The sequence below is a fragment of the Streptomyces botrytidirepellens genome (assembly GCF_003721215.1).
In the GTDB taxonomy this organism is placed as follows: domain Bacteria; phylum Actinomycetota; class Actinomycetes; order Streptomycetales; family Streptomycetaceae; genus Streptomyces; species Streptomyces himastatinicus.
The window spans coordinates 1-20,662 of the sequence record NZ_RIBZ01000233.1 but is presented as its reverse complement, the minus strand read 5'-3'; the positions used below and the strand labels follow the sequence as shown (position 1 = coordinate 20,662).

Annotated in this window: 19 protein-coding genes; 5 read left to right on the top strand and 14 right to left on the bottom strand. The window is 71.3% G+C overall.

Annotated elements, in window-relative coordinates; genetic code table 11:
- The first annotated feature begins 12 nt into the window (after positions 1–12).
- A complete protein-coding gene (locus tag EEJ42_RS17855) occupies positions 13–2,934 on the top strand; it encodes a glycoside hydrolase family 2 TIM barrel-domain containing protein (protein ID WP_123100917.1) in 2,922 nt (973 codons plus the stop codon).
- Between the two features lie 11 nt (positions 2,935–2,945).
- Here EEJ42_RS17855 and EEJ42_RS17850 read toward each other — a convergent pair whose 3' ends face one another.
- Genes EEJ42_RS17850 through EEJ42_RS17835 form a run of 4 tightly spaced genes read right to left on the bottom strand, consistent with a single transcriptional unit; the run spans position 2,946 to position 5,969 of the window.
- The gene (locus tag EEJ42_RS17850; protein ID WP_123100931.1) at positions 2,946–3,698 is read right to left on the bottom strand and encodes an amino acid ABC transporter ATP-binding protein; all 753 of its coding nucleotides are present in this window, start codon (positions 3,696–3,698) and stop codon (positions 2,946–2,948) included.
- A gap of 17 nt (positions 3,699–3,715) precedes the next feature.
- Positions 3,716–4,366 carry an amino acid ABC transporter permease gene (locus tag EEJ42_RS17845; RefSeq protein WP_123100916.1) on the bottom strand — a complete coding sequence of 217 codons (651 nt, stop codon included), beginning with the start codon at positions 4,364–4,366 and terminating at the stop codon, positions 3,716–3,718.
- On the bottom strand, positions 4,366–5,106 hold the full coding sequence (locus EEJ42_RS17840; protein ID WP_246096863.1) for an amino acid ABC transporter permease: 741 nt from the start codon (positions 5,104–5,106) through the stop codon (positions 4,366–4,368). The genes EEJ42_RS17845 and EEJ42_RS17840 overlap by 1 nt, the downstream gene beginning before the upstream one ends.
- Positions 5,107–5,159: 53 nt before the next feature.
- Positions 5,160–5,969, bottom strand: coding sequence for an ABC transporter substrate-binding protein (locus tag EEJ42_RS17835; RefSeq protein WP_123100914.1), 810 nt, complete (start codon positions 5,967–5,969; stop codon positions 5,160–5,162).
- Positions 5,970–6,215: 246 nt separating this feature from the next.
- On the opposite strand from EEJ42_RS17835, the gene EEJ42_RS17830 reads away from it, so the two are divergent.
- Positions 6,216–7,064: an IclR family transcriptional regulator gene (locus EEJ42_RS17830; RefSeq protein ID WP_246096860.1), complete on the top strand. Its 849-nt coding sequence runs from the start codon at positions 6,216–6,218 to the stop codon at positions 7,062–7,064.
- 5 nt (positions 7,065–7,069) lie between these two features.
- Here the strand turns inward: EEJ42_RS17830 and EEJ42_RS17825 are convergent, their stop codons facing one another.
- From EEJ42_RS17825 to EEJ42_RS17795, 7 genes are all read right to left on the bottom strand, one after another.
- A complete protein-coding gene (locus tag EEJ42_RS17825) occupies positions 7,070–8,968 on the bottom strand; it encodes a DUF2264 domain-containing protein (protein WP_123100912.1) in 1,899 nt (632 codons plus the stop codon).
- Between the two features lie 86 nt (positions 8,969–9,054).
- The gene (locus tag EEJ42_RS17820; protein ID WP_123100911.1) at positions 9,055–10,104 is read right to left on the bottom strand and encodes a rhamnogalacturonan acetylesterase; all 1,050 of its coding nucleotides are present in this window, start codon (positions 10,102–10,104) and stop codon (positions 9,055–9,057) included.
- A gap of 155 nt (positions 10,105–10,259) precedes the next feature.
- The gene (locus EEJ42_RS17815) at positions 10,260–10,715 is read right to left on the bottom strand and encodes a peroxiredoxin (RefSeq protein ID WP_123100910.1); all 456 of its coding nucleotides are present in this window, start codon (positions 10,713–10,715) and stop codon (positions 10,260–10,262) included.
- An 87-nt stretch (positions 10,716–10,802) separates the two neighbouring features.
- Entirely contained in the window at positions 10,803–11,999 is a 1,197-nt protein-coding gene (locus EEJ42_RS17810; RefSeq protein WP_123100909.1) for a Gfo/Idh/MocA family protein, read from the bottom strand.
- Positions 12,000–12,040: 41 nt separating this feature from the next.
- A complete protein-coding gene (locus EEJ42_RS17805; RefSeq protein ID WP_123100908.1) occupies positions 12,041–13,429 on the bottom strand; it encodes an ABC transporter substrate-binding protein in 1,389 nt (462 codons plus the stop codon).
- 9 nt (positions 13,430–13,438) lie between these two features.
- Positions 13,439–14,386 (bottom strand): carbohydrate ABC transporter permease, encoded by a 948-nt coding sequence (locus EEJ42_RS17800; RefSeq protein ID WP_123100907.1) that lies wholly within the window; start codon positions 14,384–14,386, stop codon positions 13,439–13,441.
- A 10-nt stretch (positions 14,387–14,396) separates the two neighbouring features.
- On the bottom strand, positions 14,397–15,323 hold the full coding sequence (locus tag EEJ42_RS17795; RefSeq protein WP_123100906.1) for a carbohydrate ABC transporter permease: 927 nt from the start codon (positions 15,321–15,323) through the stop codon (positions 14,397–14,399).
- Positions 15,324–15,497: 174 nt separating this feature from the next.
- Between EEJ42_RS17795 and EEJ42_RS17790 the strand changes: the two genes are divergently transcribed.
- Positions 15,498–16,667, top strand: coding sequence for an ROK family transcriptional regulator (locus EEJ42_RS17790; protein ID WP_123100905.1), 1,170 nt, complete (start codon positions 15,498–15,500; stop codon positions 16,665–16,667).
- A gap of 50 nt (positions 16,668–16,717) precedes the next feature.
- On the opposite strand, the gene EEJ42_RS17785 is transcribed toward EEJ42_RS17790, so the two are convergent.
- The 3 genes from EEJ42_RS17785 to EEJ42_RS17775 form a co-directional block, all read right to left on the bottom strand.
- Positions 16,718–17,026 (bottom strand): hypothetical protein, encoded by a 309-nt coding sequence (locus EEJ42_RS17785; RefSeq protein WP_123100904.1) that lies wholly within the window; start codon positions 17,024–17,026, stop codon positions 16,718–16,720.
- Between the two features lie 137 nt (positions 17,027–17,163).
- Positions 17,164–18,009, bottom strand: coding sequence for a glycoside hydrolase family 16 protein (locus EEJ42_RS17780; RefSeq protein WP_123100903.1), 846 nt, complete (start codon positions 18,007–18,009; stop codon positions 17,164–17,166).
- Positions 18,010–18,175: 166 nt separating this feature from the next.
- Positions 18,176–18,595: an ankyrin repeat domain-containing protein gene (locus EEJ42_RS17775; protein ID WP_123100902.1), complete on the bottom strand. Its 420-nt coding sequence runs from the start codon at positions 18,593–18,595 to the stop codon at positions 18,176–18,178.
- 211 nt (positions 18,596–18,806) lie between these two features.
- On the opposite strand from EEJ42_RS17775, the gene EEJ42_RS17770 reads away from it, so the two are divergent.
- Positions 18,807–19,001: a hypothetical protein gene (locus EEJ42_RS17770; protein ID WP_039936790.1), complete on the top strand. Its 195-nt coding sequence runs from the start codon at positions 18,807–18,809 to the stop codon at positions 18,999–19,001.
- 1 nt (position 19,002) lies between these two features.
- Positions 19,003–20,622, top strand: a complete 1,620-nt coding sequence (locus tag EEJ42_RS17765) for a hypothetical protein (protein ID WP_123100901.1) — start codon at positions 19,003–19,005, stop codon at positions 20,620–20,622.
- Positions 20,623–20,662: the final 40 nt, after the last annotated feature.

The following is a 20,662-nucleotide window of genomic DNA, read 5'->3' as shown; positions in this document are numbered from 1 at the left end:
CCGAGGAGAACGATGAACTCCACGCAGCACACACCGCCGCTTCCCTACTACGAGGACGTCTCCCCCGGCACCGGATGCCTGCCGCCGCGCGCCTGGGCCCCCGGCTCGGACGCCGCCCGGCTGAACCTCGGCGGCACCTGGGCGTTCCGGCTGTCGCCGACCGCGGCCGCCGAGGACGACTCCTTCGCCCGCCCCGGCTACGACGCCTCCGGCTGGGGCGAGATCCCGGTGCCCGCGCACTGGGTGCTGCACGGCCACGGCGTGCCGATCTACACCAACGTGAACTATCCGTTCCCGGTGGACCCGCCGCGCGTGCCCACCGAGAACCCGACCGGTGACCATCTGCGCGTCTTCGACCTGCCCGGCGACTGGCCGACGGACGGGGAGGCGGTGCTGCGCTTCGAGGGCGTCGAGTCCTGCGCCCGGGTCTGGCTCAACGGGGAGGAGCTGGGCACCTTCAAGGGCAGCCGGCTGCCGCACGAGTTCGCGGTCGCGGGGCTGCTGAAGCCGTCGGGGAACGTGCTGGCGGTGCGCGTGCACCAGTGGTCCTCCGGCAGCTATCTGGAGGACCAGGACCAGTGGTGGCTGCCGGGGATCTTCCGCGAGGTGACGCTGCTGCACCGCCCCGCGGGCGCCGTGGCCGACTTCTTCGTGCACGCCTCGTACGACCACGTCGGCGGCGCGGGCACGCTGCGGGTCGACGCCGAGCCGGGCGGCGGCCGGGTCACCGTGCCCGAGCTGGGGCTGGATCTGGCGACCGGGGAGAGCGCCACCGTCGCCGTCGAGCCGTGGACGGCGGAGACGCCGCGGCTGTACGAGGGCACGCTGACCACCGGGGGCGAGACGATCGCGTTGCGGATCGGCTTCCGCACGGTGCTGGTCGAGGACGGCGTGTTCAAGGTCAACGGCCGGAGGGTGCTGTTCCGGGGCGTCAACCGGCATGAGTTCCACCCGGAGACGGGCCGCGCACTGGACCTGGCGACGATGCGCCGCGATCTGGAGCTGATGAAGCGGCACAACATCAACGCCGTGCGCACCAGCCACTATCCGCCGCACCCCGCCTTCCTGGACCTGTGCGACGAGCTGGGGCTGTGGGTCATCGACGAATGCGACCTGGAGACCCATGGCTTCGTCGACCTCGACTGGCGGAACAATCCGGTCGACGACGACCGCTGGACCCCCGCGCTGGTCGACCGGGCCGCCCGGATGGTCGAGCGCGACAAGAACCACCCGTCCATCGTGATGTGGTCGCTCGGCAACGAGTGCGGCACGGGCCGCGGGCTGTCCGCGATGGCCGACTGGATCCGGGAGCGCGACCCGTCCCGGGTGATCCACTACGAGGGGGATCTGTCCTGCGCCGACACCGGGATCTACTCCCGGATGTACGCGCCGCACGAGGAGGTCGCGCAGATCGGCGCCCGTACGGAGGCGCCGTGGGGCGACCCCGCGCTGGACGCGCGGCGGCGGGAGCTGCCGTTCATCCAGTGCGAGTACGCGCACGCCATGGGCAACGGTCCGGGCGGACTGAGCGAGTACCAGCGGCTGTTCGAGACGCATGAGCGGCTCCAGGGCGGGTTCGTGTGGGAGTGGATCGACCACGGCTTCGCCCGTCACACGCCGAACGGCACGCTCTCTTACGCGTACGGCGGCGACTTCGGCGAGGAGCTGCACGACGGCAACTTCGTCTGCGACGGGCTCCTCTTCCCCGACCGCACCCCGTCCCCGGGGCTGATCGAGTACAAGAAGGTCATCGAGCCGGTGCGGATCGAGGGCGACGGGTCCGCCGGGACGGTCCGGATCACCAACGGCCACGACTTCACCGACCTGTCCCATCTCGCCTTCACCTGGGCGTACGAGGCCGAGGGCGTGGCGGTCGGCTCCGGAGAGCTGGCGGTGCCGCCGCTGGTCCCCGGCGAGTCCGCCGACCTCAAGCTGCCCGCGCCCACGGCCACCGCACCGGGCGACGAGACCCGCTGGACGGTCGAGGCGCGGCTCGCCGCGGCCACGGCGTGGGGCGAGGCGGGGCACGTGGTGGCCTGGGCGCAGCTGCCCGGCTCAGCGGCCGCCGCACCCGCCTCCGTTACGGCCACGGCGGCGCCGCGCCACGGCGGGGACCGGATCGTCCTCGGCCCGGGCACGTTCGACGCCGCCACCGGCACCCTGACCGACCTCGGCGGGCTCACGCTCACCGGTCCCCGGCTCGACCTCTGGCGGGCCCCCACCGACAACGACAACGGCGCGGCCTGGCAGCCCGACGAGCGCTACGGGCTGATCTGGCGGGAGCTGGGCCTGCACCGGCTCCAGCACCGGGTGGACGCGGTGGATCTCGCGGACCGGGAGCTGACCGTCCGTACCCGGGTCGCCCCGGCGGCCACCGACGTCGGGCTGACGGCGGTCTACCGCTGGACGGCGGACGGGGACCGGCTGCGGCTGGCCGTCTCCGTCACCCCGCTCGGCGAGTGGACCTGCCCGCTGCCCCGGCTGGGCGTACGGCTCGGGGTGCCCGCCGCGCTGGGCGCCGCGGAGTGGTTCGGCGGCGGCCCCGGCGAGGCGTACCCGGACACCCGGGCCGCCTCCCGGCTGGGGCGCTGGGCGCTGTCGGTGGACGAGATGCAGACGCCGTACGTGCGGCCGCAGGAGAACGGGGCGCGGGCCGATGTGCGCTGGGCGCGGCTGACCGCACCGGACGGCACCGGCCTGCGGATCGAGGGCCACCCGCCGTTCTGGTTCACCGCGCGCCGCTGGACCACGGAGCAGCTGGACGCGGCCGAGCACACCCCGGACCTGGTCGCGTCGCCCGACACGGTGTGGGTCAACCTCGACCACGGCCAGCAGGGCATCGGCAGCCAGTCCTGCGGTCCTGGAGTGCTGGAGCCGCACCGGCTGCTGGTGGCCCCGGCGGAGTTCTCGTTCACCTTCGCCCCGCTGGGCTGATCCGGCACCCCCTAGGTGTCCAGCACCCGGTGCAGGAACTGCTGGGTACGGGCCTCGGCCGGGCTGCCGAAGACGCGCTCGGGCGTGCCCTGTTCGAGGACGACACCGCCGTCCATGAAGACCACGTGGTCGGCGGTGTCCCGGGCGAACCGCATCTCGTGGGTGACGACCACCATGGTCATGCCCTCGTCGGCCAGGGACCGCATGACGCCGGTGACCTCGCCGACCAGCTCCGGGTCGAGGGCGGAGGTGGGTTCGTCGAAGAACATGACGGCGGGGTCCATGGCGAGCGCGCGGGCGATGGCCACGCGCTGCTGCTGGCCGCCGGACAGCTGGGCCGGATAGGCGTCCGCCTTGTCGGCGAGCCCGACCCGGGCCAGCGCCTCCCGGCCCCGCTCGTCGGCCGCCTTACGGCTGATCTTGCGCACCTTGAGCAGCGCGAGGGTCACATTGCCCAACGCGGTGCGGTGCGGGAACAGGTTGAACTGCTGGAAGACCATGCCGACGTGGCCGAAGATCTCGGGTGCGCGCTTGCGGTCGTGCAGCGGGACGCCGTTGACCCAGACCTCTCCGCGGTCGGCGCGTTCCAGGTCGCACATGATCCGCAGCAGGGTGCTCTTGCCGGAGCCGCTGGCCCCGATGAGCACCACGACCTCACCGGAGCCGACTTCGATGTCGACGCCCTTGAGGACCTCCAGGTCACCGAAGCGCTTGTGCACGCCGGACAGGGCGACCTGGGCGGTGGTGGGCGGGGTCCGTTCCATGGGGGACTTGGTGATCATCAGGCGGTCACGGCCTTTCTCTCCATGCGCCGGACGACGACCGACAGCGGGGAACAGATGACGAAGTACAGGACGGCGATGGCCAGGTACGCCATGCCCGGGTGCCCGTCCCGGTCCACGATGGCCTGGCCCTCGCGGAGCAGTTCGGCGTAGCCGATGACGACGGCGATCGAGGTGTCCTTGACGAGCGAGAGGTACTGGCCCACCAGCGGGGGCAGCACGATGGCCCGGGTCTGGGGCAGGATCACCGACGCGAAGGTCTGGGTGCGGGACAGGCCCAGGACCCGCGCCGCCTCCCACTGGCCGCGCGGGACGGCTTCGATGCCGGAGCGGAAGATCTCCGCGACGTAGGCGCCCTGGAAGAGGGTGAGCGCGAGGAGGGCGGCGCCGAAGACGGAGATGTTCCCGATGCCGAGGTAGGCGGCACCGAAGTAGATGAAGAGCATCTGGACCAGCAGCGGGGTGCCCCGGAAGATCTCCAGGTAGCAGCGCGCGAGCTGGGCCAGGACGGGGATCCGGCTGGTGCGGATGGCCGCGATGACCAGGCCGAGCAGGGTGCAGGCGGCGATGGCCGCGGCGGACAGCTCGACGGTGGACCACAGCCCGGAGGCGTACAGGTCCCGGTTGGACCACAGGACCGACCAGTCCATCACGCCTCCTTGCGGATCAGGACGAGACGGCGGGCCGCGGTCCGCAGACCCGCCAGGACCGACTGGTGGGGGCGGATCGGGCGCAGCGGCGGTTTGAAGGCCGCGCGGCCGATCAGCTCCGCCACCAGCACGACCACGTTGGTGAGCACCAGGTAGAGCACGGCGGCGATGCCGAACACCTGGATGGTGAGCAGATTGCGGGAGTTGATCACCATGGCGGTGCCGGTGAGTTCGGGCACGGAGATGGCCGAGAGCAGCGACGAGCCCAGGATGATCTGGACGAGCTGGTTGATCACGGCCGGGTAGACGTTGCGCAGCGCCTGCGGGAGCACGACGTGCAGGAAGGTACGGAAGGGGCTGAGGGCGAGCACGCGGGACGCCTCGCGCTGGCCGCTCGGGACGGCCTGGATACCGGCCCGGAAGATCTCGGTGAGGTACGCGCCGACGTTGACGCCGAGCGCCGCGATGCCCGCCTGTACGGGGCTGAGCCGCAGCCCGGCCGAGGGCAGGGCGAAGTAGGCGACGAACATCTGGAGCAGCACCGGGGTGTTGCGGATGACCTCGACGTACACGGCGGCCGGGGCGCGGACGAGGGCGTGCCGCGACCGGCGGGCGAGGGCGCCGAGCAGCCCGAGGGCGCAGGCGAGGACGAAGGCGGCGAGGGAGAGCTTCAGGGTCAGCCAGGCCGCGCCGAGGTAGGTGGGCCAGTCCTGGAGGGCGTACGTCCAGTCGGCGAACATGGGGTTCCTCCACGGGGGCGGCGGCCGGGGTGCCACCGCCCGGCAGGGCTTTTTTAGTAGGACGGGTTGAGGGGGTATACGGGCTTGACGCCGAACCACTTCTTGTAGAGGGCCGCGCTCTGGCCGGAGGTGTTGAACTCGCGCAGCCAGGTGTTGATCCACTGGAGCCAGTCGGGGTCGCCCTGGCCCACGCCGATCGCGTTGTACTCCAGCGGTACGACGGAGTCCTTGGTGACCTTGAGGGAGGGGTCGAGCTTGGCCTGGTAGTTGAGGAAGTTGGAGTCCTCGACCATGGCGTCGGCCTGGCCCTGCTTGACCGCGAGCACGGCGGCCGCCGAGGTGTCGTACTCCTGGATCCGCGCCTTCGGGTTGCCCTCCTTCACGGCGGCGCCGTTGGTGGAGCCCTTGGTGACGGCCACCTTCTTGCCCGAGAGGTCCTTGAGGCTCGCGATGTCGCTGGACTTCTTCACCATCAGCACCTCACCGGCGACGATGTACGGATCGCTGAAGGCGACCTGCTTGGCGCGCTCGGCGGTGGTGGTGAAGTTGCAGACCACGGCGTCGACCTTGTGCGTGCGCAGATTGGGGATGCGGTTGGCGGAGGTGGTGTCGACGATCTTCGCCTTGACGCCGAGCGCCTTGGCCATGGCCTTGGCGACGTCGACGTCGAAGCCCTGGGGCTTGTTGCCCTTGTCGGTCGAGCCGAAGGGCGGGAAGGTCAGACAGCTGGCCACCCGCAGCGTGCCGCTGCGGGTCACCTTCTGGAGGGTGGAGTCCTGCGCGCGGGAGGCGGGGCTCTGGCTGGAGGAGCAGGCGGCGAGCAGGGAAGTGGCGGCGAGGGCGCTCACGGAGATCGCGGCCATTCTGCGGGCATGAAGGCGTCGTCGTCCCATGGCGGGACTCCCTTCGGGGTGAAAAAGAGCGAGACAGGTCATCGAGGCCGCGATCGGCGATGACCGTCGGGCTCTGGGGATTCTGCAATGCAGAATCGAATTCCGTATGAGGTGCGGACAAGCTAACCGAGCCGGTCAAGGCCGTCAATGGTTGATTTCGAATTCCGGCATCCGATGCCGCTATGCAAAAACGCGGAGGTCGGCTACCTTCCCGGCATGACTTCTCGGCCGGACACCGCCCACGGCGGCCAGGACGACCGCCCCGCCGGGACCGGCCCTGGGCGCAACACCTCGTCGTCGCTGCGCCGGGCGCTGTCCATCGTGATGTTCCTGGCCGAGGACCGCGGGCATCCGCGCGGCGCGACCCTCACCGACCTGGCCGAGGGCCTGGGCCTGAGCAAGAGCACCATCCTGCGGCTGCTGGCACCGCTGCGGGAGGTGCGCCTGGTGGACCAGGACGCCGAGAACGGGCGCTATCAACTGGGCCCCCAGAATGCCTTCCTCGGCCAAGTCTATTTGGAGCGGCTGGACTTCCGCGAAGCCGCCGCCCCGCATCTGCATGAACTCGTCGACGGCATAGGGGAAACGGTCCACTTGGTGGTCTTCGATCCACCGGAGATCGTTTATATCGACAAGGTCGAAAGCCCCCAGCCGGTGCGCATGCATTCACGCATCGGCAGCCGCCAGCCCGCGTATTGCACCGCCGTCGGAAAGGCGTTTCTCGCCTACGCCTCCCCCGCCGTGGTGGACCAGGTGATCGCACGGGGCATGCCGCCCCGCACCCCGGCCACCATCACCACCGCCGGGTGGCTGCGCGCCGAGTTGGCCACGGTGCGGGAGCGCGGGTACGCGATCGACGACGTGGAGAACGAGCGGGAGATCCGCTGCGTCGCGGCGCCGGTCTTCGACCACAGCGGGGCGGTCGCCACCGCGATCAGCGTCTCCGGGCCCGCCTCCCGCGTCACCCGGGACCGCGTCGCCGAGATCGGCGAGACCCTCCTCGCCTCGACCAGGGCCCTGTCCGAACGCCTCGGCGGAACGCTGCCGCCCGCGCCCGCGCCGTAGCCGCGTCAGCTTCGGCTGACCGGCGCCGGGATCGCCGGGGCGACCCGTACCGCCCGCTCCGACAGATGGGCGCGGTAGGCGGCTCCGTCCCACCAGGCGACCCGGACCTCGTAGCCGCCGTCGGCGGGCGCCACGTCCACGCGGGCCAGCGTCTCCAGCGGGGCCGGGTCCGGTTCGGCCGTCAGCCGGGCAAGGCAGACGAACAGGTCACCGGCCGCGCCGCCGGTGGTCTCGCCGGTGAGGGCGGGCGTGACGGCACGGCCGGAGAAGGCCGTGGCGGCGGGCAGCGGGTCGGCGGTCAGCAGGCCGTGCAGCGGCAGGAGTTCGGAGCGCAGGTCCTCGTCCGGGGCCGCCCAGCCGGTCTGGCGTACGGGGTGGCCCGGGGCCGCCCCCGCCACCAGGTGGACGCGGATCTCCGCCGCGCCGTGCGCCAGCACCAGTCCGGTGATCCGGACCTCGTCCGGCCGCTCCTCCCCCACCACCCGGGCGTGATGGCGGGAGGCGGCCCAGCCGTCCCCCGCGCCCAGGGGCTCCAGCCGGGTCCGCAGGGACACCCGGTCGCCGCTCAGCAGGCCGAAGTGGTTGTCGGGCGCGGCGCCGTACGGGGCGGGGCCGGTGGCCGTGGAGTAGGCGAGCCGGGCGTAGTACGGGTCGTCCTGGTCGGGGTCGCCGGGCGGGGGGAGGTGTTCGCTGCCGTGGTTGTGGAGGCGCACCAGGCCGTCGGCGGTGGTGGACTGGAGCAGCCAGTTCGGGCCGTGCACCGCGCGGGTGACGTCGGCGCCCGCGGTGGCGGGGCCCGGCTCCTCGCGGGCCGTCCACACCTCGTGGTCCTCCGGGAGCAGCAGCCCGAGGAAGCCCTTGGCGGCCCAGTAGGGGGACGCGGGGCCGGAGTAGGGCTGGACCAGGCCCTCGTAGCGGCCGTGCCAGCCCAGCGACAACAGCCCGTCGCCCGAGGCGGCGCCCCGGTCGAGGAAGTAGCGCAGGGCACCGGAGGCGAGGCGGCGGGTGGTGCCGGGGGCGAGCGGGGTGTGCCCGGTGAGGGCGCCCAGCCAGAGCGGGGCGGCGGCCGCGAATCGGTAGATCAGCGAGCGGCCCTGGTGGAGCGGGGCGCCGTCGCCGCCGAAGAGGTGGGCGTAGTCGGCGAGATGGGCGGCCAGCCGCTGCCCGTAGCGGGCGAGCCGTTCGGTGTCGCCGGACAGCCAGGCGTCGAGGGCCGGATAGAGGTGCAGGGCCCAGCCGTTGTAGTAGTCGAAGGCGCGGTTCGCGCCGTCGCTGTACCAGCCGTCGCCGGTGTACCAGGGCTCGATGCGCGCCAGGCCCCGGTCTACGGCCGCGCGGGCGGCCTCCGTTTCGACGTCCGCCTCGGCGAGGAAGCCTCCGACGGCCACCGGGAACAGCTCCCAGTTGGTGGGCACGGGGGTGGCGGTGAGCGCGTCCGTGAGCCAGGCGCCGACGCGCTGACGCACGCCGTCGTCCAGCCGGTCCCACAGCCAGGGCCGGGTGATCCGCAGCCCGAGCGCGATCGAGGCGGATTCGACCAGCGGCTGGCTGCGGTCGGCGATCCGGGGCCAGTCCTCGGGGCCGTCGCCGCCGGGCCGCCGGGTGCCGGTGGCGAAGCCGTCCGCGTACCGCTCCAGCAGGCCGTGCGGGTCGGCGCCGCGCGCGCCCGCGACGCGGAACGCGGCGAGCAGGAAGGTGCGGGCGAATCCTTCGAGTCCGTCGGAGCGGGTGCCGGACCAGCTCGGCCGGTGGCCCGGCAGCTGGTAGAGGGCCCGGCCGGGGGTGGCGTACGGGGTGACGGCGGCGAGGAGCCCGTCGGCGGCGGCCTCCCAGTGGGCCCGGGTCCAGCCGGTGTACGGGCTGGTGGCGCGGTCCTCGGCGGGCAGCGGGAAGGGGTGGGTCACCTGCGGGTGGCTCCTCTGGGCGTGGCTTCTCTGGGCGTGAGTTCTCTGGGCGTGGCTTCTGTGCGTGTGGCTTCTCTGCGTGTGCGTCACCGGATCACCCCGCCGGGGACCAGGGCTTGCGCACGCAGTTCGCCGAGCACGAGCCGGGCGAACTCGGTGGCGCCGTGGGCGGAGGTGTGGGTGTTGTCGCGGGCCTCGTCATAGAGGTACAGCGCCTTGGAGCCCTCGGGGCCGAGCCGCTCCACCAGCTGCCGGGTGAGGGCCGTGAGGTCGATGAGGGGGACGTGCCGCTCGGCGGCGAGGGCGCGCATCTCGGCGGGCAGGTTCACACCGAGGCCGTTGATGTGCAGGGCGGTGCCGTTGTCGAGGGTGCCGTCGTCGTTGAACCAGCGGCGCACGATGGGTGTGACGAGGACGGGCTTGCCGCCGCGCGCCCGTACCCCGTCGAGCAGCGCGGTGAGGTTGGCGCGGTAGTCGGCGGCGGTCGTCTGCTTGTCGTTGTGGGCGAACTGGATGAGGACGGTGTCGCCCGTGCGGATCAGTGGCCGCATGGTGGGGAAGAGCCGGGGGTCGGCGAGGAAGGAGCCGGAACCCTCGCCGGAGTCGGCGTAGTTGGCGACCGAGAGACCGCCGCGGAAGAACTGCGGAAGCTGCTGGCCCCAGCCCGTGTACGGGGCGGCGATCTGGTCGCAGACGGTCGAGTCCCCGGCGAGGAAGAGCTGCGTACGGCGGCTCGCGGTGATCCGCAGATCGGCGAGGCGGGGCGCGTCGCCGCCGAAGGAGAGGTCGAGCCCGGGCGATCCGCTCGGCCCGGTCGGCTCTCCTTCCGGCTCGCGCACGTTGACGGTGAAGGTCCTCGTCAGCCGTTGCCGGGCGGCGGTCGGTGTCGCGGGCAGCAGCGTGCGCCGCGACTCGGCGGTCACGGCGGTGCTTCCGGCGTCGGCGCCGCCGAGGAGGGCCGTGACGTCGTACGTCCCCGGGGCGACGTCGAAGTGGCAGGTGATGGGGGCGGTGCCGGTGCAGTTCGGGAGGGCGTGGCCGGGGCGGTGGCCGGAGGTCCCGGCCCATGCCGGGGCGCCGGGCAGCAGGGCGAGGCAGGCGGTGGCGGCCAGCAGTGCGGTACCGGCGCGTCTCATGGAGGCTCCTCAGCTCGGCGCGTGCGGCATGGCGGGGCGTACTACGGTCGGGCGGATGACCTTACGCCGCGCGGCAAGCGCTTGCTAGAGGTGTCACCAAGGTTTGCGGGGCGGCGCAACGCACCGCCCCCGCAAGTGTTTTCGCGCCTGGTTCGCTACGCGGCCCGGCGCCGGAGCGCGTCCAGCGCCCGGTCCGCGTGGACCCCCATCCGGAACTCGCTCTTGACGACCTCCAGCACCCGGCGGTCGGTGTCGATCACGAAGGTGACCCGCTTGGTCGGTACGGCCGCGATACCCCGCTTCACCCCGAACCGCTCCCGTACCGTCCCTTCCGGATCCGACAGCAGCGGATAGCCGAAGGAGTACGCGCGGGCGAACTCCGCCTGCTTTTCGACCGCGTCGGCGCTGATTCCGACCGGTTCGGCGCCCAGCTCTCTGAACTCCGCCGCAATGTCGCGGAAGTGGCAGGCCTGCTTCGTGCAGCCGGGCGTGAAGGCCGCCGGGTAGAAGAACAGCACGACCGGGCCGTTCGCGAGCAGTCCGCTCAGGGTGCGGGTGTCGCCGCTCTCGTCGGGAAGTTCGAAGTCCTCGACCACATCACCGATGTCCATGAGGATCAAGCTATACGGCCGGACCGCCGTCCCGTGGGCACAAGGCGTTTGCGATGCGCGCGGCGGTCCGGCTCAGCTCGAGGAGCGCTACGCGGGCGCGTCGCCGAAGTCCGGGATGTCCAGACGGGCACCGCCCTGGAGCGCGGACCGGTGGGCGACGATGCCCGGCAGGGTGTAGCGGGCCGCGACCCATGCGTTCACCGTGGGCAGGGTGCGGGTGTTGACGGCGGTGACGAAGTCGTCGACGAGGAAGTGGTGGCTGCCCTCGTGCCCGTTGGGCAGCTGGGCGAACTCCTTCGGCAGCCGCGACCGGTCGTGCACCGGCGCGCTGCCCGAGGTGAAGGCGTCCCGCAGCGCGGGGGCCACCTCGGCGAGCGACGGATCGTCGGGGGACAGGGTCGGCGCGGGCTGGAGGTGCTCGGAGACGTCCTGGACACCCTTCTTGTCCTGCCAGAAGCTGACGGTGGCGAGCTGCTCGAGACTGCCCTCGGTACCGAAGAAGCGGAACCGCGACTCGCGGATGTGTGAGGGGTAGCCCACCCGGCGGAACTCATTGATGCGGAAGGATCCGCCCCCGGCGGCCTCGAAGAGCGCGGTGGCGTTGGAGAAGTCGTTGTCGAACTGGCTGACTTCCCGGTCGAAGACCCCGTCCCCCCGCTCGTCCCGCACCCCTATCGCGGACACGCTCACCGCGTGGGTCTGCCAGGCGCCCAGCACTCCGCCGACCGAGTGGGTGGGGTAGAGCAGCGGCGGATAGCTCGCGGTGGACTTCCAGTGCTCGCCGCCGCTGTACTGGTACGCCTCGTAGAAGCCGAGGTCCATGTCGTGGACGTAGTCGCCCTCGGCGTAGAAGAGCCGCCCGAAGCCGCCCTCGGAGATCTTCTCCCGGGCGTAGACCGTGGCCGGGTTGTACTGGCTGGTCTCGCCCATCATGTACGTCAGCCCGGTCTCCCGGACGGCGTCGATGATGGCGGCGATCTCCTCCTCGCTGACGGCCATCGGCACGGCCGAGTACACGTGCTTCCCGGCGCGCAGGGCCCGGACGACGAGGGGGCCGTGGGTCCAGCGCTGGGTGAACAGCGCGACGGCGTCCACGTCGGATTCCAGCATGGCCTCGAACGTGGGGTGGGTCCCGGCCAGCCCGTACTGGGAGACCAGCCGGTCCGCGCGCTCGGGCAGCAGATCGGTGACGGTGACGTCCCCGACGCCCGGGTGGGCCTGGAAGAGCTTGGCGAACTGGCCGGCGAACTGCCCGGCGCCGACGATGCCAAGGGTGAACGGCATGGAGGGCCCTTTCACTGGTCAAGGACTCATTGGTCGAAGAGTCACTGGTCGAAGAGGAAGTTGACCTGCTGGTTGGTGCGGTCGAGCACGTCGGACGCGGACGCCCCGTTGGCGTAGATGTCCTGCACCGCGGGGGTCATCAGGGCGTCGATGTCCGCGGCGTAGTCCGTGACGGGGAAGGGGAAGGTGGTGCGGTCGGCGACCGGCTTGGTGAAGGCCGTGGTGTCGATGCCGTCCTTCTCGTAGGCGGCCGCTGCCGCTGCCGTGCCCGCCTTGGTCGCGGGGAAGACGATGCCGTGCTTACCGACCGCCTTCTGGCACGCGTTCGAGGCGAGATAGGCCACCCACTTCTCGGCGCCCTTCTTGTTCTTCGCGTGCTTGCTGATGGAGTCGGCGAGGCCGTTCATCATGGTGGCGCGATGACCGGACGGACCGACGGGGGTCAGGGCGGTGCCGACGTCGACGCCCTTGAGCCCAGCGAAGGTCGAGATCATCCAGGAGCCGTGCATGGCGATGGCCGCCTTGCCCGAACCGAGCTGCACCTCGGGGCCGTTGGAGTCGGAGAAGTCCGTGAACGGTGCGAGGTATCCCTTCTTCGCGAGCCCGAAGTACCAGCTGATGGCCTTCTTGAAGGCGGGCTGGTCGTAGTTGTAGTGATCGCCCCACTGCCGCTTGTTGGTGTAGCTCCAGCCCGCCGAGCCGGTGAAGGCGCTCCACTGGGTCTGGCCGTCGGCATGGCCCGCGTCGTTGGTGGCGAGGCCGTAGGTGCGTACGTGGTTCTTGTCGAACCCCGGCTCATCGCCCCGGACGCCGTTCCGGTCGACGGTGAGATGGGCGATGGTCTTCTCGAAGGTGCCGCCGTCCCGGGGGTTCCAGGCCAGGGAGTTGAGATCCTTGGCGGAGACCCCGGCGGCCTTGGCCATCTTCTTGTTGTAGAAGAGGGCGACGGTGTCCCAGTCCTTCGGGGCGCCGTAGCGGTGGCCGTCCTGCCCGATCCACGAGGCCCCAAGGCCGGGCTGGTAGTCGGCGTTCCTGATGCCCTTGGTGGCGGGCAGTTCGTCGAGCGGGGCGAGCACGCCGAGGTCGGCGAACTGGGCGAACTTGGAGACGTGGTCGGTGAAGACGTCGGGCGCGGTGTCCGCGATGAACGCGGCGGTGAGCTTGGTCCAGTAGTCGTCCCACCCCACCTGGGTGATGTTGACGGTGAGCCCGGGGTTCTTCTTCTCGAAGTCCTTCGCGCACGCCTCGTATGCGGGCAGCTGATTGGCGTCCCAGAGCCAGTAGCTGACGGTCCGCTGTGCGGAGACCGACGAGGAGCCCTGCGGTGCGCAGCCCGCCACGAGGGTGAGCGCGGCGGCTCCGCCGAGCGCGACCGCGGTGCGGAAGGCGCGCGGTGCGCGAGGGGTGCGGAAGGTCCGTGCCATGGCCATCGCTGCCTCCTACTTGATTCCGGTGAAGCCGACGGAGTTGACGATGCGCCGGGCGAAGGCGGCGAACAGCAGGAGCATCGGGAGCGCGGCGACCAGCGTCGCCGACATCAGCCCGGCCCAGTCCACCCCGGTCTGCGGCGACTGGGCGCGGAAGATGCTCAGCGCGACGGTGAGCACCCGGGAGCTGTCGCTGTACGACACCATGAGCGGCCAGAAGTAGTCGTTCCATGACGTCATGTAGGTGAGGATGGCGAGGGTCGTGATCGGGGCTCCCGCCATCGGCAGGATGAGCCGGAAGAAGACCCGCACCTTTCCCGCCCCGTCCAGCAGCGCGGCCTCCTCGATCTCCCGGGGGATGTTCATGAAGAACTGGCGGAGGAAGAACACGGCGAACGGCGTCATGAACATCGTGGGCAGCGCGATGCCGAGCAGGTTGTCGACCAGGCCGAGCTCCTTGATGAGGACGAAGTTCGGCAGCAGGGTGAAGACGGCGGGCACCATGAGCCCGGCGAGCACCAGCCCGTACACGGTGTCCCGGCCGCGCCATCGGAGGCGGGCGAAGGCGTAGGCGGCCATGGCGGAGAACAGGACCTGGCAGAAGGTGATCACCGTCGAGACGAGCACCGAGTTGAGCAGGTAGCGCCAGAAGTGGAGGCTGCCGCCCGAGCCGCCCTGGGCGAGGGCGTCCTTGGTGCTCTGGAGGCCGAAGACCCGGGCGAAGCCGCCCAGGCTGATGTCGACGGGCAGCAGGGAGGAGGGGTGGGCGGCGAGCGCGGTGTTGGTGGACAGCGCGGTCCGCAGGATCCAGTAGAAGGGGAACAGCGTCACCACCATGACCCCGCCCATGAGCACCCAGGCGACGATGCGGCCGGGTGAGGGCCTGCGCCGCACTGTGAGCGCGGTCCGGGTGGTGGCCGGGCTGGGGGCACCGAGTTTCGTGGGTGTCGCCAATGCCATGACGGGCTCCCTAACCGAGGTCCGTTTGACCGGCCTTGGTGAGCCGGTACTGAACGATGGTGATCACGCTGAGGACGATCAGCAGCGCGACGGACATCGCGGAGGCGTAGCCGAACTGGAACCGTCCGAACGCGGCTCCGTAGATGTAGTACTGGAGCACGTTGGTGGCGTTGGCCGGGCCTCCGGCGGTGGTGACCGCGACCGTGTCGAACACCTGGAACGACCCGATGACGGTCATGATGAGCACGAGCGCGAGGATCGGGCGCAGCAGCGGCATCGATATCCGCCAGAACATCCGCCACTCCCCCGCCCCGTCGATCCGCCCCGCCTCGTACATGTCCTTGGGGATCGCCTGGAGCCCGGCGAAGAGCAGCAGGGCCGTGTAGCCCACGTGCCGCCAGACGTTGACCAGGGCGATGGTGGGGATCGCCCACGCCTGGCTCCCGAAGAAGGCGATGTGGCCGAAGCCGAGGGCGCCGAGGATCTGGTTGCCGATGCCGAGCTGGGTGTCGAGCATCCACAGGAAGACGATGCCGGTGACCACGTTGGAGACCAGATACGGGGTGAGCACGATGCCGCGCACGAACGCCGACTGGGTCAGCCGCTGCATCAGGACGGCGATCAGCAGGGCCACGACGGTCTGCACCCCGATGTTCATGGCCACGTAGACGACGGTGACGCGCAACGAGTCCCAGAAGATGGGGTCGTTGACCATGCGCACGTAGTTGTCCAGGCCCACCCATTCCGGCGGGGTCAGCAGGTTGAAGCGGGTGAAGCTCAGATAGATGCCGCGCAGGGTGGGCCAGAGGAGGAAGACGAGGAACCCGAACAGAGCGGGTGCGATGAACGCCGCCGCGAGCAGCCCGTCGCCGCGGGCGTCCTGGCGGCGGGCGCCCTGGCGGTGGGCGCCCGCGCGGTGGGGCGAGGCGATGGCCATAAGACTCCCTTGTCCATGACGTGGTCCATGGCCGATTAGTTTCGTGACGAAAAAATAGAGCTGTCAAGACCCCTGCACGAGGTGGGGAAAACCCGTTATCCACAGCCCAGGACCCCGCCATTGTTTTCGTCGGGAAAGATATATAGGCTCCAGGATGTGGATGATGAAGGCTCGATGAGTGCGCTGGCGGCCAGTTGGGCACCGCTGAGTCCCGCCGAGCGGGCGGTGGCGATCGAAGTGCTGATGCACGGCCCCCTCTCCCGCGGCGAGATCGCCAGACGGCTGGATCTGTCGGCGGGCAGCCTCACCCGGCTGACCAAACCGCTGATCGAGTCCGGGCTGCTGGTCGAGGAGGCGTGGCCGAACTCGTCCCGTCCGGCCCGGACCGGCGGGCAGGGGCGCCCCTCCCAGCCGCTGGACATCGTGGCCGAGTCCCGCTACTTCGCCGGATTCAAGATCACCGGCGATGCGGTGTACGGGGTGGTCACCACCCTCAAGAGCGAGGTCGTGGCCCAGCGGACCCGTCCGCTCGGCACCCATGACCCCGAGGAGGTCGCGGACCTCCTCGAGGCTTTTGTCCAGGACTTCAGCCGCGACTTCCCCCGGCTGGCCGGGATCGGCGTGGGCGTCGGCGGCCATGTCCGGGGCCGGTCCACCGTCGTCGACTCCGCCTTCCTGGACTGGGACGACGTCCCGTTCGCCGAGCTCCTGGAGCGGCGCACCGGGCTGCCGGTGGTGGTGGAGAACGACGTGGTGGCCCTCACCGAGGCCGAGACCTGGTTCGGCGCGGGGCGCGGGCTGGACCGCTTCGTCGTGCTCACGATCGGCGCGGGCATCGGATACGGCCTGGTCATCGGCGGCACCCTGGTCCGCGGCGCGGAGGACGGCCACGGTCTCGGCAAGCGCTGGATCATCGATCCGAACGGGCCCCTCACCCCGGACGGGGAGCGCGGCAGCGCGGTCGCGCTGCTGTCCATCCCGAGCATCCGCTACCAGGTGCAGGCCGCGCTGGGCCGGGAGATCGACTATCCCGGGATTCTCGCCCTCGCCGCATCCGGCGATCCGGTCACCGGCCGGGTGATCGACGAGGCGGCGCGGGGGCTCGGCATCCTGGTGGCGCAGATCGCCAACTTCGCGATGCCGCAGAAGATCCTGCTCGCCGGGGAGGGGGTCGGTCTGGTCGACGTCGCGGGCGAGACCATCCGTCGGACCATCGCCGCCCATCGCCATCCGCTGGCGGACCCGATCGACCTGGAGACCAAGGTCTCCGACTTCAACGACTGGGCGCGGGGGGCCGCCGTGCTGGCCATCCAGGTGCTCGTCCTCGGCAAGACGGACGGATAGCCGCAGAGCGCTTCGGCAGTGCACCAGCGCTTCGGCAGTGCATGTGCCCTTCAGTACCGCAGGCGGGCCGTGTGACCGTCGATCCGCAGGATGCACTCCGTGAACAGCGCCATCGGGGGGCTGCCGTCCGCGGGGACCAGCTGCAGTTCGAGGTCCATGATGGATCTGATCACCTGTGCGGTACGGCTTCCGTCAGGGTCCGGACCGCGCAGCGCCGACCACGACTCGAACTTGTCCCGGGCCTTTTCCCATGCCGGTCCGGGCGTGAAGTGGCACAGGAAGACCGGCTGGTCGACCCCGTACTGCCGTAACTCGCCGACCGTGGCCTCACCCTGCATAAGCCACCAAGTGGCAGTCATCGCGCCCCCAACTCCGTACATGGGACTGGATACCGATCATACGGGTGGGGAAGGGCCGCCGAGGACCAACTCGATTCCGGAGCCCACTCCAGCAGCCCCTCCTCCACCCCCGACCGGACGCGGCCCCGTGCGGGACGTCAGTGGCCGCCGGTCACCTTCACGTAGTCGACCACCAGCTGCTGGGGGAAGGTGGTGCTGCCGTCCGGGTCGCCCGGCCAGTAGCCGCCGACCGCGAGGTTGAGGATGAGGTAGAAGGGGTGGTCGAAGGCCCAGCGGTTGCCGTTCAGATCGGCGGGGGTGCGGGTCTGGTAGACGTTGCCGTCCACCGACCAAGTGATCTTGTTGGGCGACCAGTCGACGGCGAACGTGTGGAAGGCGTCGGAGAACTTCGCCCCGCCCGGCAGGGTGTAGCCCGCGCCGATGCCCCCCGACCCGGAGTAGCCGGGGCCGTGGATCGTGCCGTGGACGGTGCCGGGTTCGTAGCCGACGTTCTCCACGACGTCGATCTCACCGCAGTTGGGCCAGCCCGCGCTGCCGATGTCGTTGCCGAGCATCCAGAAGGCGGGCCACATGCCCTGGCCGCGCGGCAGTTTCATGCGGGACTCGACATGACCGTAGGCGGTGGTGAAGGTGCGTGCGGTGGACAGGCGGGCGGAGGTGTACTCGCAGCGGCCGTACCAGCAGGAGTAGTTGGCGGGGTTCTCCTTGCGGGCGGTGATGACGAGGTTGCCCTGACCGTCCAGCGCGGCGTTCTTCGTGCCGTCCGTGTAGTACTGCCGCTCATGGTTGTTGACGTTGTCGCCGGTCTCGTATCCCCACCGGCCGGCGTCGACCGCGCCGCCCGCCGGGCCGTCGAAGGTGTCGGTGAACGCGGCCGTGGGGGCGGACGGCCCGGCGGCGGCCGGGGCGGTGAACCAGGGAGTGGCGGCGAGCGCGGTCGCCGAGAGCAGGCCGATCAGGGTGGTGCGCAGCGTCCTTGGCATGGCGCCGATTGCCTTCCTGTGTGGGGGATCCCGGAACCGGCGCGCGGGCCGGTTCCGGGGGGGGGGGGAAGGTGCGCGGCATAATCTCCAGCGCTGCGGTGCTCATGTCAACAGGTCTGGACCAACCCCCTTTGGCCCTTCGATGAGTACGGACACGGCCCAGCGCTTACGAGTCCGCGGGCCCGAACAGCGCGAGCAGGTCCTCCCGCCCGAACATGCGCGCCGTGTCGACCGCCGACGGCGAGCCCGCGCGCGGGTCGGCACCGGCGGCCAGCAGGACCCGCAGCACCTCCTCCTCCCCCTTGAAGGCCGCCCCGGCGATGGGGGTCTGCCCCCGCTCGTTGACGCGATTGGGGTCGGCCCCGCGCTCCAGCAGCGCCGATACGACGGCCGGGTGGCCGTAGTAGGCGGCCAGCATGAGCAGCGAATCGCCCTTGTCGTTGGTGAGGTTGGCCGGAACGCCCGCGTCCACGTAGGCGGCGAGCGTGTCGGTGTCACCGTGCCGGGCCAGGTCGAAGACCTTCGCCGCCAGTTGCAGCACCTCCGGGTCGTGAGCGGGCTCGCTCTCGGGGTTCGGTGCGCTCATCGCGTATCGCCTCCGGCTTCGCTAGCTGTGCGTTCACTGCCTGTGCATGCCGCTACCCGCGCACGCGCCACCTGTGCATGTGATCACCGGCACGTGACCATTGTTGCGCTTGTGCCATCAATCGCCCCATTTGCACCTTTCCCCGGATGGATACATGCTGTGACCCTGGAATGACTCATGGTGAGAGTCCCCCACCAGCCAGGAGACCGAGATGATCCTGTCCATTTCCGGTGTCGTCCTGCTCGGCATCGTCGTCTTCATCTTCTTCCGCAAAGACGGCCTCAAGGCATCCCACGGCGTCGTGTGCGCCCTCTTCGGCTTCTACCTCGCGAGCACCGCCATCGCCCCGAGCATCAAGGCCGGTGGCGCAAGCCTCGCCAGTCTGCTGGGCGGGATCAAGATCTGACGTGGACCTGCCACCGCTCCCCCGGCTCCGCCTCGGCGGCGCCGGGCGCGCCCCGTTCCGCCGCGGCCGCGAGTTCGCCCGCACCGCGGCCGACAGCGCCGCCGACGTCCTCCACCCGCTGCTCGCCCTCTCCCGGGGCTTGCGGGTGCTCGCCGCCGGAGCACGCCGCCGGTGGGCGGAGCTTCCGGGCGAACAGCGCGGGCCCGCGTTCTTCGTCGCGGCCGCCTGCCTGTTCGTCGTCTTCCTGCTGCCGTACGGACCGTTGGCCTCGGCGATCGGCCTGCTCGGCGCCGCGGGCTGGGCCGGGCGGGTGCGCGCCCCCGCCGCTCCGGGGCCGGGCGCCGACGGCACCGAGCGGCTGCGCCTGATCTACGAGGCGCTGGTGCCGTACTTCGCCGCCGCCGAGGACCCCGACCCGCTCTACAGCCACGGCGGGGAGTGGTCGCGCCCCTTCGAGTCGTTCGACTTCGACGAGGACGGGCGGCTGACCCGGCTGCTGCTGCGGTACCCCGCGTACTTCACGGATGGCGAAGCCGCGTCCCGGGCCCGCGTCGAACAGGTGCTGTACGCGAAGTCGGGGCGCGACAGGGAGTACCTGTTCACCTGGGACGAGGAGGCGAACCGGCTCACCCTGGCGGTGCTGCCCGCCCTGTCCACCGCGATCTGCGCCCAGCGCTTCGTGACCGCGCCGGGCGAGACGGTGCTCGGCTTCACGGACGCGTCGTCCGTGCGGCGGACCCTGCCGGTGCTGGAGGGCGTCGACGACGAGATGGCCCAGTCCCGGGACGGCTCCGACGCGGGCGAGCCGGCCGACGGCGGGACTGCGGCGGCGACGCGGGACGTGCCACCCGTCGTCTGGCGCACCGGGCCGCGCTCCACCGAACCGCATCTGCTGGTGCTCGGCCGCCCCGGCAGCGGCACCACCACGCTGCTCCGCTCCATCCTGCTCCAGGCGTTGCCGCACGGCGACGTGCTGGTGGTGGACGGCAGCGGAACCGGCGAGTACGCGTGCCTCGGCGGCCGCGCCGGGGTGCTGGCCGTCGAATGCGGGCTCGCCGGGGTGCTGGCCACGCTGGAGTGGGCCGGGCACGAGACCGAACGGCGGCTGCTGGCCGCCAACCGCGCCCGCCAGTTCGGCCATTCGCCGCCGGAGGACGTCCAGCGCCCGCTGTGGATCGTGCTGGACCGGCCGTCGGCGCTCAGCCATGTGGCGGCGGCGGACGGCCGTACGGACCCGCAGGAGCTGCTCCAGGTGCCGCTGCGGCACGGGCGGGCGGCGAACGTACGGGTCGTGGTGGCCGAGCAGCTCGACGCGGCGGAGGGCCTGAGCGAGGCCGTACGGTTCCACACCCGCGCACGGGTGGTCCTCGGCCCGGCCTCACTCGAACAGACCACCGCCGTGCTGGGCGCCCCGCCGCCCACCACCCCGGTGCCGGAGGTACCGGCGGGCCGGGGGTACGCGCGGCTCGGCGCGGGGCCGGTGCACCGGCTCCAGGTACCGGCCACGCCCGACCCGTACGACGACGCGACGAGCGAGGGCCAGCGGCGGGCGGTGCTGCGGCTGCTGCCGGGGCCGGACGCGGGCTCCCCGGGGGAGCGGGTGGCGGCCACGAGCACGTGACCCCGCGCCCCGCAGGGGTGGGGCGGGTCGGCCGGGCGCG